The sequence below is a fragment of the Methylibium petroleiphilum PM1 genome (assembly GCF_000015725.1).
GTDB lineage: Bacteria > Pseudomonadota > Gammaproteobacteria > Burkholderiales > Burkholderiaceae_C > Methylibium > Methylibium petroleiphilum.
Genome location: NC_008825.1, coordinates 2,977,712 through 2,995,015, shown reverse-complemented (window position 1 = coordinate 2,995,015; position 17,304 = coordinate 2,977,712). Strand labels below are relative to the sequence as shown.

15 protein-coding genes are annotated in these 17,304 nt (G+C 68.9%); all 15 read left to right on the top strand.

Features of this window, described 5'->3' with window-relative positions; translation table 11 throughout:
- The first annotated feature begins 8 nt into the window (after positions 1-8).
- The 15 genes from MPE_RS14175 (at position 9) to asd (ending at position 17,278) form a co-directional block, all read left to right on the top strand.
- Positions 9-518, top strand: a complete 510-nt coding sequence (locus tag MPE_RS14175; RefSeq protein ID WP_148210956.1) for a hypothetical protein — start codon at positions 9-11, stop codon at positions 516-518.
- A gap of 22 nt (positions 519-540) precedes the next feature.
- The gene (locus MPE_RS14170; RefSeq protein ID WP_011830392.1) at positions 541-2,316 is read left to right on the top strand and encodes a hydrogenase maturation protein; all 1,776 of its coding nucleotides are present in this window, start codon (positions 541-543) and stop codon (positions 2,314-2,316) included.
- Positions 2,313-3,761 (top strand): sigma-54-dependent transcriptional regulator, encoded by a 1,449-nt coding sequence (locus MPE_RS14165; protein ID WP_011830391.1) that lies wholly within the window; start codon positions 2,313-2,315, stop codon positions 3,759-3,761. Before MPE_RS14170 ends, MPE_RS14165 begins: the two co-directional genes overlap by 4 nt.
- Entirely contained in the window at positions 3,758-4,777 is a 1,020-nt protein-coding gene (locus MPE_RS14160) for an NADH-quinone oxidoreductase subunit B family protein (RefSeq protein WP_011830390.1), read from the top strand. Before MPE_RS14165 ends, MPE_RS14160 begins: the two co-directional genes overlap by 4 nt.
- Positions 4,774-6,231 carry a nickel-dependent hydrogenase large subunit gene (locus MPE_RS14155; RefSeq protein ID WP_011830389.1) on the top strand — a complete coding sequence of 486 codons (1,458 nt, stop codon included), beginning with the start codon at positions 4,774-4,776 and terminating at the stop codon, positions 6,229-6,231. Before MPE_RS14160 ends, MPE_RS14155 begins: the two co-directional genes overlap by 4 nt.
- Positions 6,232-6,266: 35 nt before the next feature.
- Positions 6,267-6,737 carry a nickel-responsive transcriptional regulator NikR gene (gene nikR / locus MPE_RS14150; protein WP_011830388.1) on the top strand — a complete coding sequence of 157 codons (471 nt, stop codon included), beginning with the start codon at positions 6,267-6,269 and terminating at the stop codon, positions 6,735-6,737.
- A 299-nt stretch (positions 6,738-7,036) separates the two neighbouring features.
- The gene (locus MPE_RS14145) at positions 7,037-9,115 is read left to right on the top strand and encodes a TonB-dependent receptor (protein WP_011830387.1); all 2,079 of its coding nucleotides are present in this window, start codon (positions 7,037-7,039) and stop codon (positions 9,113-9,115) included.
- Positions 9,116-9,127: 12 nt separating this feature from the next.
- Positions 9,128-9,844 carry a DUF4198 domain-containing protein gene (locus MPE_RS14140; protein WP_011830386.1) on the top strand — a complete coding sequence of 239 codons (717 nt, stop codon included), beginning with the start codon at positions 9,128-9,130 and terminating at the stop codon, positions 9,842-9,844.
- A gap of 21 nt (positions 9,845-9,865) precedes the next feature.
- Entirely contained in the window at positions 9,866-10,363 is a 498-nt protein-coding gene (locus MPE_RS14135) for a hypothetical protein (protein ID WP_011830385.1), read from the top strand.
- Positions 10,350-11,027, top strand: a complete 678-nt coding sequence (locus MPE_RS14130) for an energy-coupling factor ABC transporter permease (RefSeq protein ID WP_011830384.1) — start codon at positions 10,350-10,352, stop codon at positions 11,025-11,027. The genes MPE_RS14135 and MPE_RS14130 overlap by 14 nt, the downstream gene beginning before the upstream one ends.
- The gene (locus MPE_RS14125) at positions 11,024-11,638 is read left to right on the top strand and encodes a hypothetical protein (RefSeq protein WP_011830383.1); all 615 of its coding nucleotides are present in this window, start codon (positions 11,024-11,026) and stop codon (positions 11,636-11,638) included. The genes MPE_RS14130 and MPE_RS14125 overlap by 4 nt, the downstream gene beginning before the upstream one ends.
- A complete protein-coding gene (locus MPE_RS14120; protein WP_011830382.1) occupies positions 11,631-12,416 on the top strand; it encodes an energy-coupling factor ABC transporter ATP-binding protein in 786 nt (261 codons plus the stop codon). Before MPE_RS14125 ends, MPE_RS14120 begins: the two co-directional genes overlap by 8 nt.
- 303 nt (positions 12,417-12,719) lie before the next feature.
- A complete protein-coding gene (locus tag MPE_RS14115; protein ID WP_011830381.1) occupies positions 12,720-14,888 on the top strand; it encodes a TonB-dependent receptor in 2,169 nt (722 codons plus the stop codon).
- 88 nt (positions 14,889-14,976) lie between these two features.
- Positions 14,977-16,353, top strand: a complete 1,377-nt coding sequence (locus MPE_RS14110) for a sensor histidine kinase (protein ID WP_148210953.1) — start codon at positions 14,977-14,979, stop codon at positions 16,351-16,353.
- Positions 16,354-16,426: 73 nt separating this feature from the next.
- Positions 16,427-17,278 carry an archaetidylserine decarboxylase gene (gene asd / locus MPE_RS14105; RefSeq protein ID WP_011830379.1) on the top strand — a complete coding sequence of 284 codons (852 nt, stop codon included), beginning with the start codon at positions 16,427-16,429 and terminating at the stop codon, positions 17,276-17,278.
- The last annotated feature ends 26 nt before the right edge of the window (positions 17,279-17,304 follow it).

Below are 17,304 nucleotides of genomic sequence, written 5' to 3'. Positions count from 1 at the left end.
GGGACCGCGTGTACCGCAAGACCGATCGGGGCATGGGAGAAGTGAGGTTGCGGTCGGGGGGGCTGTCGGCGCGATCGCGCACGGCGCTGATCCTCGTCAACGGGGTCGATTCGCTCGCCGCCCTGCGTGCCAAGATCGGCCCCGATGCCGACGCGCTCGTCGAAGCGCTCGCGGCCGAGGGCCATGTGGAGCCGGCTGCGCCGCCGGTGCGGCGGGTCGCCGACAGCCCTGGCGCGCAGCCCCTGCCGGTGGACATCGCGGTGGAATCCGTCGCACCACGCGAGGCCGAAACGTCTGCCGCCGAGGTGCGGGAGCGCCTCGCACCGCTGCGCCGCGAGGCGCTGGCCCGGCTCGCGCCGCACTACGGCCCTGACGCCGTGGTCGTGGCCGGCCCGCTGTTGGGGGCCGCCACCCTCGAGGACTATTGCAAGGCGCTCGAGGCGCTGGAATCCAAGGTGTCCGTCAACCTCGGGCGCAAGCAGGCCATCAAGCTGCTGGCGGGGCTGAAGCCCGTCTGATCCCGACCCTCGACGAGCCACCATGCGCATCCTGCTGCTCTGCCACAGCTTCAACAGCCTCACCCAGCGCCTTTTCGTCGAACTCGGCGCCCGGGGGCACAGCGTGTCGGTGGAGCTCGACGTGGCCGACAGCGTCACCGAAGAGGCGGTGGCGCTGTTCGGGCCCGACCTGGTGATCGCACCTTTCCTGAAGCGGCGCATCCCGGCATCGGTGTGGCGCCGGGTGGTCTGCCTGGTGGTGCACCCCGGTCCGCCCGGTGATCGCGGGCCCTCGGCGCTCGACTGGGCCGTGCTCGAGTCCCGTCCTCGCTGGGGCGTGACGGTGCTTCAGGCCAACGACGAATTCGACGCCGGTCCCGTGTGGGCGCACGCCGAGTTCCCGATGCGCGCCGCTGCCAAGGGCAGCCTCTACCGCGGCGAGGTGGCCGATGCCGCCGTCGCGGCGTCCTTGAAGGCGGTCGAACGCTTCGCCGCGCAGGGCGGGGCGGGCGCGCTCGATGGTGGCACCCGAGCCGACATCGAGGGGGCCGCCGGCTGGCGCCCGGCGCTGCCGCAGTCGGCTCGCCGCATCGACTGGGAGCACGACGACACGGCACACATCCTGGCCCGGCTGCGCAGTGCCGACGGCCAGCCGGGCGTGCGCGACCGGCTGTTCGACGTGGAATGCCATCTCTACGATGGCCACCCGGTCAGCGCCGCGACACTGGCCCGCGCGCCCGCGGGTGCGCCGGGCACCGTGGTGGCGCATCGCGACGGGGCCTTGCTGCGCCGCACCGTCGATGGCGGCGTGTGGATCGGTCAGGTGCGCAGTCCGCAGGCCTGCGGCGACGGGCCATCGTTCAAACTGCCGGCAGCCCTCGCGTTCGCATCCCACGCGGCCGGCCTGCCGCAGCTCGATGCGCCGGTGGAGCGCGATGCCGATGAATGGGGTGAACTGCGCTACCGCGAACTCGGCCCGCGCGGCGCACGAGTGGGGTGCCTGTCGTTCGACTTCTACAACGGCGCGATGTCGACCGATCAGTGCCGTCGACTGCGGGCGGCGCTGCAGGAAGTTCGGCGGCGCGAAACGCAGGTGCTGCTGCTGCTCGGCGGGTCCGACTTCTTCAGCAATGGCATCCACCTGAACTGCATCGAGGCGGCCGCCCACCGGGCCGGCGACAGCGCGGCCGACGAATCCTGGCGCAACATCGAAGCGATGGACGACGTGGCACTGGAGCTGATCACGCTCACCGACCGGCTCACCGTGGCCGCTCTGCGCGGCAACGCCGGAGCCGGCGGTGTCTTCCTGGCGCTGGCGGCCGACGAGGTGTGGGCGCACCGGGGTGTCGTGCTGAATCCGCACTACAAGAACATGGGCAACCTCTACGGGTCCGAGTACTGGACGTACCTGCTGCCGCGGCGGCTGGGAGCGGCCGGCGCCGCGGCGCTGATGCAGCAGCGCTTGCCGGTCTCGGCGGCCGCGGCGCAGCGCTCGGGCCTGATCGATCGATGCTTCGATACCGGGGTGCGCAGCTTCGAAATCGAGGCAACTACCCATGCGCTGGCACTGGCGTCGGCCCACAATCTGGCCGAGCGCGTCGCCCTCAAGCGGCAGGTGCGCGACGCGGACGAGGCCCGGCGGCCCCTGGCCGCCTACAGAGAACAAGAGCTGTCCCGGATGCACCGCAATTTCTACGGCTTCGACCCGAGCTACCACGTCGCTCGCTATCACTTCGTGCACAAGCTGCCCCATGCCTGGACACCCCGGCATCTCGCGGTCCATCGCGAGGCCGCTGCCGGCAGCACGGAGCGCGCATGAGCGAGGTCGCCAGCCTGCCGACCGTCCTGGTGGTGGACGACGAAGTGCGTTCCCAGGACGCGATGCGGCGCACGCTCGACGAGGACTTCACGGTCCTCACCGCGAGCCATGCGGATGACGCCCGCAAGCAACTCGAGCGTTATGAGGTCAGCGTGATCCTGTGCGATCAGCGCATGCCGGGACTCACCGGCGTCGAGTTCCTGAAGGAAGTGCGCGAGCGCTGGCCCGACACGGTGCGCATCGTGATCTCCGGCTACACCGATTCCGAGGACATCATCGCCGGCATCAACGACGCCGGCATCTACCAGTACATCCTCAAGCCCTGGGTGCCGGACCACCTGCTCGACACGGTGCGCACCGCGGCGGAAGCCCGTGTGCTGCAGCGCGAGATGCACCGCCTCGACCTCGAGCTGCGTACCAGCACACCGGTGCTGCGCCAGCGTACCGCGCACAAGCTGGAGAAGGCGCGCAACACCTTCGACTTCGACCGCATCGAGCGCGCCGCAGGCAGCCCGCTCGATGGTGTGTGCGAGATGGCCGCGCGCGTGGCGCGCTATGACCTCAGCGTGCTGGTGCTCGGCGAATCCGGCACCGGCAAGGAGTTGCTTGCGCGCGCCATCCACTACGCCAGCCCGCGTGCCAGCGGCGCCTTCGTCGTCGAGAACTGCGCGGCCATTCCCGACACCCTGCTGGAGTCGGAGCTGTTCGGCCACAAGCGCGGCTCCTTCACCGGTGCGCACGAGGACCATCCGGGGCTGTTCCAGCGCGCCAATGGCGGGACGGTGTTTCTCGACGAGATCGGCGAGACCTCGCCGGCCTTCCAGGTGCGCCTGCTGCGCGTGCTGCAGGAGGGCGAGGTACGGCCGGTCGGCGGCGTGCGCACCGTGCCGGTCAACGTGCGGGTGGTCGCGGCCACGCACCGCGACCTGGAGCAGCGCGTCCGCGAGGGCCTGTTCCGCGAAGACCTGTACTACCGCATCGCCGGCATCTCGCTGACGGTGCCACCGCTGCGCGAGCGCGGCGGCGACATCGAGCCGATTGCGCGCCGCCTGGTGCGCGAGGTGAGCGCCGAACTGGGGCGGCCCGGCGCCGAGCTCAGCGACGAGGCGATGGCCTGCCTGATGGGCTACCCCTGGCCCGGCAACATCCGCGAGCTGCGCAACGAGATCGCCCGCGCGGTGGCGCTGAGCGCCACCGAATGCATCGAGGCGCAGGCCTTCTCGCTGCGCGTGCTGCATGGGCAGGCCGGCCTGTCCGCCACCGCGCAGGCCACGCCGCTGCCGCGCAGCGGCACGCTGGGCGAGCGGCTCGATGCCATCGAGGCGATGATCCTGCGCGAGACGCTGCTGCGCCACCGCTGGAACAAGACCCGCGCGGCCAAGGAACTGGGCCTGTCGCGCGTCGGGCTGCGTGGCAAGATGCTGAGATTCGGGCTGGAAGGATGAGCATGGGCGCTGCGGCGGGATTCAACGTGCTGTGGCTGCAGTCGGGGGGATGCGGTGGCTGCAGCATGTCGCTGCTGTGCGCCGACACGACCGACTTCCACGGCCAGTTGCGCGACGCCGGCATCGACCTGCTGTGGCACCCCTCGCTCTCGATCGAGAGCGGGCACGAGCTGAGCACCATGCTCGACCGCATCGCCGATGGCCGCCTGCGGCTCGACGCCCTGTGCATCGAAGGCTCCCTGCTGCGCGGCCCGCATGGCAGCGGTCGCTTCCACGTGCTGGCCGGCACCGGCATCCCGATGATCCACTGGGTCTCGCGGTTGGCGGCCAGGGCCCGGCACGTGGTGGCGGTCGGCAGCTGCGCGGCCTGGGGCGGCGTGACCGCCGGTGGCGACAACCCCACCGATGCCTGCGGCCTGCAGTTCGAGGACGACCGTCGCGGTGGCCTGCTCGGTGCCGACTTCCGTTCTGAGAGTGGCCTGCCGGTGATCAACATCGCTGGCTGCCCCACGCATCCGAGCTGGGTGATCGACACGCTGATGGCGCTGGCCGCTGAGAGCTTCACGGCCGGCGACCTCGACCAGCTGGGCCGTCCGCGCTTCTATGCCGATCAGCTGGTGCACCACGGCTGCACCCGCAATGAATACTACGAATTCAAGGCCAGCGCCGAGAAGCCGTCGGACCTGGGTTGCATGATGGAGCACATGGGCTGCAAGGGCACACAGGTGCATGCGGACTGCAACACGCGGCTGTGGAACGGCGAGGGCTCGTGCACCCGGGGCGGCTACGCCTGCGTCGCCTGCACCGAGCCGGGCTTCCAGGAACCGGGCCACCCCTTCCAACAGACACCCAAGCTAGCCGGCATCCCGATCGGCCTGCCGACCGACATGCCCAAGGCCTGGTTCGTCGCGCTTGCGTCGCTGTCGAAGTCGGCGACGCCCAGGCGCGTGAAGCTCAATGCCGTGGCCGATCACCTGGTGGTCACGCCGGCGGTGCGCAAGACGCGCCTGAAATGACCCGCCTGCTCGTCGGCCCGTTCAACCGCGTCGAAGGCGATCTCGAAGTCACGCTCGACATCGCCGACGGCCGGGTGACGTCGGCGCGCGTCAACGCGCCGATGTACCGCGGCTTCGAGCAGATCCTGCGCGGCAAGAACCCGCACGATGCACTGGTCTACGTGCCGCGCATCTGCGGCATCTGCTCGGTCTCGCAGTCGGTGGCGTCGGCGCGCGCCCTGGCCGACCTGGGCGGCCTGGAGATGCCGCCCAACGGCCAGCACGCCACCAATGTGATCCTCGCCACCGAGAACCTGGCCGATCACCTGACGCACTTCTACCTCTTCTTCATGCCGGACTTCACTCGTCCGGTCTATGCGTCGCGGGCCTGGCATGCCGAAGCCGAACGCCGCTTCGCCCCGCAGACCGGCGAACAGACGCGCGCGGCCATCGCGGCGCGCCAGCGCTGGTTCACGCTGCTCGGCACCCTGGCCGGCAAGTGGCCTCACACGCAGAGCATCGAGCCGGGCGGCTCCACGCGGCCGATCGAGGCAGCCGAGCGTGTGCGCCTGCTGTCGCGCGTGCGCGAGTTCCGGGCCTTCCTCGAGCGCCAGCTGTTCGCCGCACCGCTGGAGAAGGTGAGCTCGATCGCCAGCGAAGCCGAGCTGTGGGCCTGGCATGCGCAGGACCCGTGGCGCGGCGACTTCCGGTTGTTCCTGAGCATGGTCAAGGACGCTGCCTTGGAGCGTCTCGGCCCTGGCCCCGGGCGCTACCTCAGCTACGGCGCCTACCCGCAGCCGGACGGCGGCTTCGAGCTCGGCGGCGGCGTGTGGCATGCGCAGCGCGCGGTGCTGTCGCGTCTCGACGAGGCGGCGATACGAGAGGACGCGACGCATGCCTGGCTGGCCGACAGCGCCGCCCCGCGCCATCCGCTCGACGGCCTGACGCTGCCCGACGCCGACAAGCCCGACGCCTACACGTGGAACAAGGCGCCACGGCTCGCCGGCGAGGTGGTCGAGACAGGTGCCATCGCCCGCCAGCTGGCATCGGCGCAGCCGCTGGTGCGCGACGCGGTGGCGCGCCACGGCGGCACCGTCTACACCCGCGTGCTGGCGCGCCTGATCGAACTGGCGCGCGTGGTGCCGATGATGGAGCGCTGGTTGCAGCAGTTGCAGAGCGGCGAGTCCTACTGCGTGCCGAGCCCGCATTTCACCGAGGGCGTCGGCGTGGGCCTGAGCGAGGCCGCGCGTGGCAGCCTGGGCCACTGGATCGTCGCCATCCGCGGCCAGATCGCCAACTACCAGATCGTCGCGCCCACCACCTGGAACTTCTCGCCGCGAGACGCCGCCGGCACGCCCGGCGCGCTGGAGCAGGCGCTCGAGGGCGCGCCGGTGCAAGAGGGCGAACTGACGCCGGTGGCGGTGCAGCACATCGTGCGCTCGTTCGATCCGTGCATGGTGTGCACGGTGCATTGACCGATTCTCCTCTCCACCTTCACCGACCGGCTCGCATGGAACGCTTCACCATCTCCCTCGACGACAAGCTCGCGCACGAATTCGACCACTGGATCGCCGACCGCGGCTATGCCAACCGTTCGGAGGCGGTGCGCGACCTGCTGCGTGCGGAGATGGAGCGCACGCGACAGAACAAGGACGAGTCGGTGCACTGCGTGGCCTGCCTGTCGTACATCTTCAACCACCACCAGCGCGAACTCACCGAGCGCATCACCGAGCTACAGCACGATCACCACGATCTTGCGGTGTCGACGATGCACGCGCACCTCGATCACGACCATTGCCTCGAGACCGTGATCCTCCGCGGCCCGACGCTGGCGGTGAGGCGCTTCGCCGACGCGGTGTGCGCCGAGCGCGGCGTGCACCACGGCAAGCTCAACCTCATCAGCGTGGAACTGCACCACAGCCACAAGCACGGACGCGGCGCGCACCACGCGGCGCACGTGCATCCGAAGCCGGCATCCTGAGCCGCGGCGTCTGCCCCGACCCACCAAGGCCCTGCACCGCAGGGCCTTTTTTCTTGGGGCGCGACGGGTGGGTTGCGTCCGTGGGCGTGTCTGCCACCGAGACCACAGCGCTCACTGAGCGTTTCGACGTCTCTGCTGGAAGCGCGGTGATCGGGGGTTTGCTCGTGGTTCGACGTCCTTCACCGGGCGTCGGATGCCATCCGGGATGGGTGGCACGGAAGATGTATGAACATAATAAAAATCATCATACTCATGGGTGCGCCGGTTGCCCATGAGTCGTTCTGCAACGAGGAGACCCTGTGCACCACGCTTTCGATCGGCGCCTTTCGCCGAGCACCCTGTTGTTGACCGCGCTGGCGGTGGGCCCTGTCCTGGCGCAGCAGAACCCCGACGAACCTGCCGCTGCGGAACTGGCCGCTGTTCGTGTCGTCGGCTCGGCCGAGAAAACCAAGGGCAGCGTCACGCTCGACGCGCGGGGGCTGCCCGCTGCGGTGACGGTCATCGGGCGCGAAGACATCGCACGGACGAACGTCGGCCGCGACTACACCGATCTGCTGCGCCGCGTGCCGGGCGTCAACGCCTACAGTTTCGGCCAGGGCGACATCGGCAGCCCGATCAAGATGCGGGGCTTTACCGGCACCGGCGCACACGGCGGCGACGTGGCCATCTACGTGGACGGCGTGCCGCAGAACTTCCCGTCCGCCAACCAGGGCGGGCCCGGGATGAGCGATCTGTCGTGGCTCACGCCCGACATGATCGAGCGCATCGAGGTCATCAAGGGGCCGTTCTCTGCGCTGTACGGCGACCAGAACCGCGCCGGGGCGATCAACATCGTCACGCGCGACCGGGGCGAATCGAGTCTCGGGCTGAGTGCCGGCAGCTACGGCAGCGGCCGCGGCACGGCGGTGTTCTCCGGCGAACATGGCGCGGTCCGATCCTTCGTGGTCGCCGATCTCTACCGCACCGACGGCTATCGCGACAACTCGCGGGTGGCGCGCGGCAACCTGTTCGCCAAGGCTTCGCTCGACACCGGCGATGCCCTGTGGGCGCTTCGCGGCAGCTACTACAAGTCCGACTGGGACGCACCCGGCTACCTCAGCTTTGCGTCGCTGGTGAACGGCGCGGTCGGGCCGCGCGACCGTGATCCGAACGCGCCGCCACTGTTCGGCGATGCCGAACGCTATGGCCTTGTGCTGACCCGCCGTCCGGCGCGTGGCGAGGAGGGCTGGCATGCCTCGGTCTTTGCCGAGCACTACGAGAAGCGACGCGCCAATCCGGCAGGAGGCAATCCGAACGGCTACAACGTGCAGAACGACGATCGCGCCGTCTACGGTGGCCGGGCGCAGTACCACCTCGGGGTCGGCGCAAAGGCAGCGATCACGGCCGGCGCCGAGCTCCGCGCAGACCGCGGGACGGGCATCAACCAGCGCTGGGACACGCCGGCGGGGCCGGGCGCGAACGTCAACAACCACTGGGATCTGGATCTGTTGACCTACGGCCTGTTCGCCCAGGGGCAATGGCAGGTTCTGGAATCGTTCAAGCTGGTCGGCGGCGTGCGGCGCGACGCCTTCGATTACCGGATCGACAACCTGAAGCAGCCTGCTGCCTCGGTGGACTACGACGCGTCGGTGACCACGCCGCGCGCGGGGTTCGTCTGGTCGCCGCTCAAGGCGCTGGACATCTACGCCAATGTGGGCGAGGGCTTTCGCTCGCCGGCGGAACGGGAGCTGTCGCCGCCCGGGCCGTTGGGGCCGCTGGGTGCGCCCGGAGGTGCCTCGTTCCCGGACCTGAAGCCCCCGAAGGTGAAGGCTCGCGACGTCGGCTTCAACGCCCGACTCGGAACGCGGTGGACGCTGTCGGCTGCGGCCTACCACACGGTGAACAAGAGCGAGATCCGCGAAACCACGCCCGGAAGCGGTGTCTACGCTGGCATCGGCGACACCACGCGCAACGGCTGGGAGGCCGATGTTCGCTTCGATGCCACCGACGCGTTGAGCCTCTACGTGAGCTACGGAAACGTCAAGGGGCGCATCAACACGCCCGTCAATGCCGGGCAGGACCTGATCTCCGGCCTGCCTGAACACACCTACCGGCTCGGCGGCGAGTACACGGTGGCGCTGACCGCGGGCCTGCTGCGTGCGAATGCCGATGTCTTCCAACTCTCCGGCGCGCCCTACTACGTCGGCGCGAGCCCGGTACCGATGTTCAGCCGCATCTACACGCGCTACGACCTGCGTGTCTCGCTTGAACGGAACCGCGTGCGATACGCGGTGTACGGCGTCTTCCAGCCCCACGCGTTCGCCAGCGAGCAGGCCGGCACCAGCGTCGATCCCCGCCCCCGCGCCGATGTCGGCGTGGCCTTGACCTACACCTTCTGACCAGGAGATCCCATGATCGCTCGACACCCTTCTCTGCATGTCCTCATCGCTGCCGCCTTGGCGGGCACGGCACTGTCCGCTCGATCGCACGATGCCTGGATCGCCGCCAAAGGCGAGGCCTACGCCGTGCTCTACGGCCACGGCGAGCAGGTCGAGGCCTATGTCCCCGCGAAGGTGAAGTCGCTGTCGGCGCTCGATGCCAGGGGAGCCGCCATCGCCGTGAAGCGCCAGGACGGCAGCGATGCGGTGCGTGCGACGCTGTCGCAGGCACCCTCGCTGATGACGCTGCACTTCGACAATGGCTACTGGAGCAAGACCGCAGGCGCGGATGCGACGTCCAAGAACCTGCCGAAGAACGAGGTGCCCGGTGCGGTCAGCGCGGTGCACTCGGTGAAATACGGCAAGACCGTGTTTGCCTGGAGTGCGGCCGTGACCAAGCCGCAGGGCCAGCGGCTCGAACTGGTGCCGCTGAGCTCCGCCGCACCCGCCGCCGGCAAGTCGCTGCCGGTGCAGGTGCTGTGGGATGGCAAGCCGCTGGCCGGTGCGAAGCTCGTGCGTGCCGAGTACAGCAAGGAGGCCCCCATCGAGGCCGACGCCGAAGGCAAGGCGCAGGTACCGGTGGTCGCCGGCGAGCAGACCCTGTCGGTCAACCGCAAGCAGGACCTCGCGAACGATCCGCGGGCCGACAGCGAGTCGATCTCGGCCAACCTCGTCTTCACGGTGCATTGATCGATCGGAGGGATACGGAAGATGAGTCTCGTCGCACGCCGCAGCGCGCGGTCTTCGGTCGCCTGCCTGTTACCCTGGGTCCTGACCGGGATGATCGGCTCCGTATCGGCCCATGAAGTGCATGAGGAGGTGTCGCGGGCGCAGGCCACGGTGGTCCGCCTGACCTATGCCGACGGTGAGCCGTTCTCTTTCGAACGCTACGAACTGTTCGCCGACGGCAGCACCCAGCCCACGCTGTCCGGCAGCACCGACGGGCAGGGGCGCGCGGTCTTCCTGCCAGATCAGGTGAAACGCTGGCGCGTCCGCGCCTTCTCCGCCGATGGGCACGGGGTGGACGTGAACTTCGAGACGTCCGGCGAGGCCGCGATCTCCGTCCCGGGTCCGGCGACCGACCGCCCCTCGCGCGTGCTGCTCGGTGTGCTGGTGATCCTGGCGCTGTTCTGCGCGCTGCAGCTCTTCGTCCGCGGGCGCAGGCCGCGCGGTGCGGTCGCACGAGACGGGTCCGATGCACATCCCTGACGGCTTCCTCTCGCCGCAGACCTTTCTGCCGGCCTACGCGGTGGCGGGCGTTGCCTGGCTGTGGGCGGCGCGCAGCCTGCGCCGGCAACTGGACGACCAGACCGTGCCCAAGCTTGCGGCGCTGACGGCCCTGGCCTACGGTCTCGGGCTGATCATGCTGCCGATCCCGGGGGGCACGTCGGGGCATCTGCTGGGCGTGGCGATGCTGGCGCTGCTGTTCGGTGTCCGTCTCGCCTTCCTGTCCTACAGCCTGGTGCTGCTGCTGCAGTCGCTGCTGTTCGGTGCCGGTGGCGTCACCGCCCTGCCGATCAATGCCTTGGCCATGGGGCTGGCGGGCGCCGCGATGGCCGTGCTGGTGTTTCGCGCGCTGCGGCGGCTCGGCGAGCCACTCGCTGTGGTGGCTGCTGCGTGGTGTTCCGTGATGCTCTCTGGCCTGATCGTCGGCCTGGTGCTCGGTCTGCAGCCGCTGATCGCCCAGCGCCCCGACGGGACGCCGCTCTTCTTCCCGTTCGGCTTCGCCGTCGTGCTGCCGGCGGTACTGGTGCCGCATGCGCTGATCGGCGTGGGAGAGGCGGCCCTGACGCTGCTGGTCTGGCGTTTCGCCCGCGGCCGCGGCTGGGTCGCGGCGGAAGGGCAGGCCGAACGTTCGGTGCGATGCGCATGAACCCTTCCTGCTGTCCGGCCCCGGCCGACGGCTTGCCGGCCACGACTCCGAGGGCCGCGCGTCACGCGCAGTGGTGGCTGGCCGGCTACGCCACTGCCGTGGTGGCGGTGACGTCCGTGCACGATCCTCGGGTGCTGGCCGGCCTGCTGGGCCTCGCGTTGGCCGCCAGCGGGTCCACACGCTGGCGCGTGCTTCGGCGTGCCCTGCTGGCGGTGCTGGCCTTCAACCTGTCCGTGAGCCTGGGGTATCTGGGGGTCTCGCTGTGGCAGGGCGCGTTCCGGCCTGCCTACCTCGTGCTGGTCAATCTGCGCGTGCTGCTGCTCGTGTTCCTGGGTTTCTGGTTCGTGTCGCGGGTCAATGTGCTGCAGGCCCTGTCGTTCTCGCCGACCTTGAGTTTCGTGGCCACGCTCGCGGTCGGGCAGGTCACGGTGTTCCTGCGCGTTCTGCGCGACTTCCGGCTGGCCTTCGTGAGCCGCAACCCGGGCCGCCCGCGTTGGAGCGATCGCGCTCGCAACGCCTCTGCCCAGGCCACGCACCTGCTGGACAAGTCGGTGGCCAGCGCTGCGGAGGCTTCCCTGGCCATGCGATCGAGAGGATGCTTCGATGATTGAGCTGCAGGGCGTGAGTTTCGGCTGGCCCGACAGGCCCCCGGCTTTCAGCGGCCTCACGCTGCGCATCGAGGCCGGCGAGAAGGTGGTGCTGCTCGGTCCCAACGGCAGCGGGAAGTCCACGCTGCTCAAGCTGCTCAACGGCCTGATCGACCCGACCGCAGGGCGCAGCTTCCACGACGGGGAAGAGGTCACCGTGCAGCGCTTGCGCGACCGCGATCGGGCCCGGCGCTTTCGCCGCGAGTGCGTGCTGCTGTTCCAGCATCCGGAGGCGATGCTGTTCAACGCGACCGTGCGCGACGAGATTGCCTACGGCCCGCGCCAGCTCGGTCTGGCCGATGTGGATGCGCGCGTCGCTCGCTGGGCCCGCGAACTGCGGCTCGAGGCCTTGCTCGACGCGCCGCCTTTCCATCTTTCGGGCGGTGAGAAGCAGAAGGTCGCGTTGGCCGCGGTGCTGGCGCTCGACCCCAGGGTCCTGCTGCTCGACGAGCCGTCGGCCAACCTCGATCCCCGCACGGCCGGCTGGCTGGCGGATTACCTGCTCGGCACCCGGGCGACCGTCATCGTCAGCACGCACAACCTGTCAATGGCTTCGGAGTTCGGGGAGCGCTGTCTCGTCCTCGAGCCCGGGGGGAGCTTGCACTACGACGGCCCCATCGAGCGGGCGCTCGCCGACGTGGAACTGCTGGAGGTCGCGCAGTTGGCGCATCGCCATCGTCACCGCCATGGCGCTGGCGAGCATGCTCACATGCACCTGCACGCCTGGGAAACGCCAGGCTGAGAACAGGCCGGCAACCGATCAGCAGGAGAGTGTGCCAACTGGAAAGCGCGGCTTCCGGGCGATGTCCATGCAAGTCAGCTCGTGCGGCGAACGATGCATCCGATATCGGCGCTTGTCCGTACGTGGCAGGGAGCGTCCGAAGCGCTGCATCGGCACAAGTTGTCCAGCTGCTTGTTGTGGGCTGGTACGAATAATGTATGAGCACTAGAAAATTTATCTTACACAGATCGTTCGGGAGGGCTTGAACCAGTCTCGCGTCGTGGCGCGTGGGCTCGCCGACACGATCAGGAAGGAGACAAAGCCATGCACGAAAGCAAGCCCAACCGGGAGGCTCGCAGCGGGGACCTCGCCTCGGTGTCCTCCCATCGGCAATGGCCGTTCAACCTGGCGCTGCAGGCGATCTCGCTGGCGGCGCTGAGCAACAGCGCCGTGGCACAGACACCAACGCCGGAGGTGCCGATCACCCAGCTCGAGCCGATCGTCGTGCAGGGCAACTACAACAACTCGATCGGCAGTTCGGACGCCGCAAGCCAGGGCACCGTCACGGCCAAGCTGATCGAGAACCGCCCGACGCTGCGGCCGGCCGAGGTGCTGGAGTTCGTGCCGGGCGTCATCGTGTCGCAGCACAGCGGGGACGGCAAGGCCAACCAGTACTACCTGCGGGGCTTCAACCTCGACCACGGCACCGACTTCGCGACCTTCGTCGACGCGATGCCGGTCAACATGCCCACGCACGCCCATGGTCACGGCTACAGCGATCTCAACTGGCTGATCCCGGAGCTGGTCGATCGCATCAACTACCGCAAGGGGCCCTATTACGCGGAGGAGGGCGACTTCGCCTCGGCCGGCGCCGCGCACATCCGCCTGGTCGACACGCTGCCCAAGGGCATCGGCTCGATCACCTTCGGCGAGAACGGCTACCGCAGGGGCCTGCTGGCGAACTCCGGTGCTGTGGGCGATGGGCAGTTGCTCTATGCGCTGGAGTCCGGGCACAACGACGGGCCCTGGGACAACCCCGAAAATTTCCGCCGCCTGAACGGTGTGTTGCGCTACAGCTTCGGCGACGCCCAGACGCGGTCCGTGATCACCGCGATGGGCTATTCGGCCCAGTGGAGTTCCACCGACCAGATTCCAAAGCGTGCCGTCGACCGGGGCCTGATCGGGCGCTTCGGCGCGCTCGATCCCACCGATGGCGGCGAGACCTCGCGCTACAGCCTCTCGTACGACCTGACGCACAAGCTCGACGACGGCAGCTTCAAGTTCAGCGCCTATGCCGTCCAGTCGCGCTTGAACCTGTTCTCCAACTTCACCTTCTTCCTCGAGAATCCGGTGGACCTCGACCCGACCGTGGCGAACGGTGACCAGTTCGAGCAGGCGGAACGCCGCAAGGTGGTCGGCCTGAACACCAGCCGGAGCTGGAACACGAGCTTCGAGGGCCGCGAGGTGATCAACACCCTCGGGGCACAGGTCCGGCACGACCGGCTCGATCCCGTGGGCCTGTACAGCAACGTGGCGCGGCAGCGCGTCAGTACCACCCAGGAGTCACGCGTTCGCGAGACCAGCGTCGGGGTCTACGGCGAGAACGCCACGCAATGGCTGCCGTGGTTGCGCAGCGTGGCGGGCTTGCGGTTCGATCGGTTCGCGTTCGACGTGGACAGCTCGATTCCCCAGAACAGCGGCAAGAAGAACGACAGCATCGCGTCGCCCAAGCTGTCGCTGATCATCGGCCCGTGGAGCAAGACCGAGTACTTCGCGAACTACGGCTACGGCTATCACAGCAACGACGCACGCGGTGCGACCGCCAAGGTCGCGGCCAAGGATCCGACCGTGGCCGTCCAGGCGGTCGACCCGCTGGTTCGCTCCAAGGGCGGGGAACTCGGCCTTCGCACCGAACTCGTGCCGGGTCTGCAGAGTTCTCTGGCGCTCTGGCACCTGAAGCTGGACTCCGAACTGCTGTTCGTCGGTGATGCCGGCGAGACCGAACCCAACCGGGCCAGCAAGCGCTACGGCATCGAATGGAACAACCATTACGTGGTCCGACCCTGGCTGCTGTTCGATCTGGATCTCGCGGCCTCGCGGGCGCGCTTCAGCGAGGACGATCCCGATCCGACGGTCGGCAACCACATCCCGGGTGCGGTGAACCGGGTCGCTTCGCTGGGCGTGACCGTGACCGATCTGGGGCCTTGGTTCGGGCAGTTTCAGTTGCGCTATTTCGGGCCTCGGCCGTTGATCGAGGACAACAGCGTGCGATCGAGTGCCACGACCCTGGCCTACCTGCGTGTCGGCTACAAGGTCGGCACGGACGTGAAGCTCGCGCTGGATGTCTTCAACCTGTTCGACCGCAAGGCCAGCGACATCGACTACTACTACCCGTCCCGCCTGCAGGGGGAACCGGCCGGCGGCGTGGACGACATCCATTTCCACCCCGTCGAACCGCGCAGTCTGCGCCTGACGCTGACGGCCAACTTCTGACCCATCGGCCAGCGGTGCGGACATGGGGAGCGTCGCTGGGCATGCATCGTGCTCAAATGGATATTCATTCGCTCGCGCCCCTGTCTCGATGGCCCGCTCCCTGCCTCCCCGTCCCTCGCTGAGTGCCCCGCCGGCAGCCACCGACGCGGGGCAACCCGGCCAGATCGAGGGCGTCGACGAATCGACCTGGATGGACGTCATCCAGAAGATGGACGAGGTGTATTCACAGCTGGTGCTCGACGAGATCGAGCTCGAGCAGAAGAACACCGAGCTCGAGCAATCCCAGCAGTTCATCTTCAGCGTGTTGTCCGCCATGTCGGATGTGCTGCTGGTGTGCGACGAACACGGCGTGATCGAAGAGACCAATGCCGCCCTGCGCGAGCTGGTCGGTCGCAGCGATGCCACGCTGCGCGGCATGCTGTTCAACGACCTGCTGGCCGACGAGGCCAGCGGCGAAAGCGTGCGCCAGGTGCTGGCCAACGCGACGCCGTCGCGGCAAGGCGAGGCCGTCGAATTGAACCTGCTCGATGCGCAGGGGCAGAGCGTGCCGGTCGACGCCAACTGCACGCCGCGCATCGCGCCGAACGGCCGGCGCGTCGGTACGGTGTTCGTCGGCCGCCCTACGGCCGAGATCAAGCGGGCCTTCCACGAGCTGCGCACAGCGCACGAGGCGCTCAAGCGCGCGCAGCAGCAGCTGCTCCACTCCGAGAAGATGGCCTCGCTGGGCCGGCTGGTGGCCGGCGTGGCGCACGAGCTGAACAACCCGATCAGCTTCGTGCTCGGCAACGTCCATGCGCTCAGCCGCTACAGCGACCGGCTGCGAACCTACCTGGAGGCCGTGCATGCGGACGAGCCGCCGGCCCGGCTCGCCGAGATGCGCAGCAAGCTGCGCATCGAGCACCTGCTGAATGACCTGCCGTCGCTGATCGAGGGCACGCTCGAGGGCGCGCAACGCACCGCCGACATCGTCAACGGTCTGAAGCGCTTCTCGGCGATGGACCCGGAGGCACGTGTGCCGGTGCTGCTGAACGACGTGATCGAACGGGCGATCCATTGGGTCAGCAAGGGCACCGCGCCCAGCTTCGAAATGAAATGGACGCCGGGCCCTCCCTGCACGGTGACCGGCAGTGCGGGCCAGCTGCAGCAGGTGCTGATGAACCTGCTGCAGAACGCCTGCGACGCCGCGGCCAGCCGTGCTGGCGAGAGCCCGGTGCTGTGGATCGATACCGAGCAGGACGGCTCGCGGGTCCGCCTGCGCCTGCGCGACAACGGACCCGGCATTCCGTCCGAGCACCTGACGCGCATCTTCGACCCCTTCTTCACCACCAAGCCGGTGGGCAAGGGCACGGGCCTGGGTCTGTCGATCAGCTACGGCATCGTCGAGCAGCACGGTGGCACGCTGAGTGCGCGCAACCACCCGGACGGGGGCGCCGAGTTCACGCTGGAGCTTCCGCTGACGGAATGACCGAGCCGATCGTGCCGCGGACGCGGCTCGGCGCTCGCTACACTGCTGCGCCTCCGCTCCGTGTCCTTGCCTCGTGTCCGAACGACTTCCCGTGCTGCTGCAGTACCTGGTGCCCCAGCGGGCGCTGACGGTGTTTGCCGGCTTCGTGGCCTCGGGGCGCTGGGGCGGCATCACGACCGCCATCATCCGTCGCTTCGTCCGCAAGTACCGGGTCGACATGAGCGAGGCGGCCGAGCCCGACATCGCCCGCTACACCCGCTTCAACGACTTCTTCACCCGGGCGCTGCGCCCGGGCGCCCGCCCGCTGGCGTCGGCCGAACTGGTGTGTCCGGTCGACGGCGCGATCAGCCAGTTCGGCGCGATCGAGCGCGACCAGATCTTCCAGGCCAAGGGGCACCACTATTCGACCCGCGCGCTGGTCGGTGGCGACGCGGAGCTGGCGGCGCGCTTCCAGGACGGGCAGTTCGCCACGCTCTACCTCAGTCCGCGTGACTACCACCGCATCCACATGCCCTGCGACGGCCGGCTGCTGCGCATGATCCACGTGCCGGGGGACCTGTTTTCGGTCAACCCGGTCACCGCGCGCGGTGTCCCGGGGCTGTTCGCGCGCAACGAGCGGGTGGTCTGCGAGTTCGACGGACCGCTGGGGCCCTTCGTGCTGGTGCTCGTGGGGGCGACCATCGTCGGCAGCATGGCCACGGTCTGGCACGGCCAGGTGAATCCCCCGCGCAGCGGCCGGCTGCGCGAGTGGCGCTATGCCGACCGCGAACTGCGGCTGCGGCAGGGTGAGGAGATGGGGCGGTTCCTGCTGGGGTCGACCGTCGTGGCACTGTTTCCGCAGGGTTCGGTCCGCTTCGATCCGGGCTGGGAGCCCGGACGGGCAGTGCGCCTGGGCGAGGCGATGGCGTTCGCTCCGCTTCTGTAGGGGAATGAGGTTCGACTGATGTACGA

Excerpts from the sequence above, each read along its gene's own strand:
- MPE_RS14140 (WP_011830386.1), top strand. The coding sequence starts at position 9,128 with ATGATCGCTCGACACCCTTCTCTGCATGTCCTCATCGCTGCCGCCTTG.
- MPE_RS14110 (WP_148210953.1), top strand. The coding sequence starts at position 14,977 with ATGGCCCGCTCCCTGCCTCCCCGTCCCTCGCTGAGTGCCCCGCCGGCA.
- MPE_RS14165 (WP_011830391.1), top strand. The coding sequence starts at position 2,313 with ATGAGCGAGGTCGCCAGCCTGCCGACCGTCCTGGTGGTGGACGACGAA.
- MPE_RS14155 (WP_011830389.1), top strand. The coding sequence starts at position 4,774 with ATGACCCGCCTGCTCGTCGGCCCGTTCAACCGCGTCGAAGGCGATCTC.
- MPE_RS14115 (WP_011830381.1), top strand. The coding sequence starts at position 12,720 with ATGCACGAAAGCAAGCCCAACCGGGAGGCTCGCAGCGGGGACCTCGCC.
- MPE_RS14130 (WP_011830384.1), top strand. The coding sequence starts at position 10,350 with ATGCACATCCCTGACGGCTTCCTCTCGCCGCAGACCTTTCTGCCGGCC.
- MPE_RS14120 (WP_011830382.1), top strand. The coding sequence starts at position 11,631 with ATGATTGAGCTGCAGGGCGTGAGTTTCGGCTGGCCCGACAGGCCCCCG.
- MPE_RS14170 (WP_011830392.1), top strand. The coding sequence starts at position 541 with ATGCGCATCCTGCTGCTCTGCCACAGCTTCAACAGCCTCACCCAGCGC.
- MPE_RS14125 (WP_011830383.1), top strand. The coding sequence starts at position 11,024 with ATGAACCCTTCCTGCTGTCCGGCCCCGGCCGACGGCTTGCCGGCCACG.
- nikR (WP_011830388.1), top strand. The coding sequence starts at position 6,267 with ATGGAACGCTTCACCATCTCCCTCGACGACAAGCTCGCGCACGAATTC.
- MPE_RS14135 (WP_011830385.1), top strand. The coding sequence starts at position 9,866 with ATGAGTCTCGTCGCACGCCGCAGCGCGCGGTCTTCGGTCGCCTGCCTG.
- MPE_RS14160 (WP_011830390.1), top strand. The coding sequence starts at position 3,758 with ATGAGCATGGGCGCTGCGGCGGGATTCAACGTGCTGTGGCTGCAGTCG.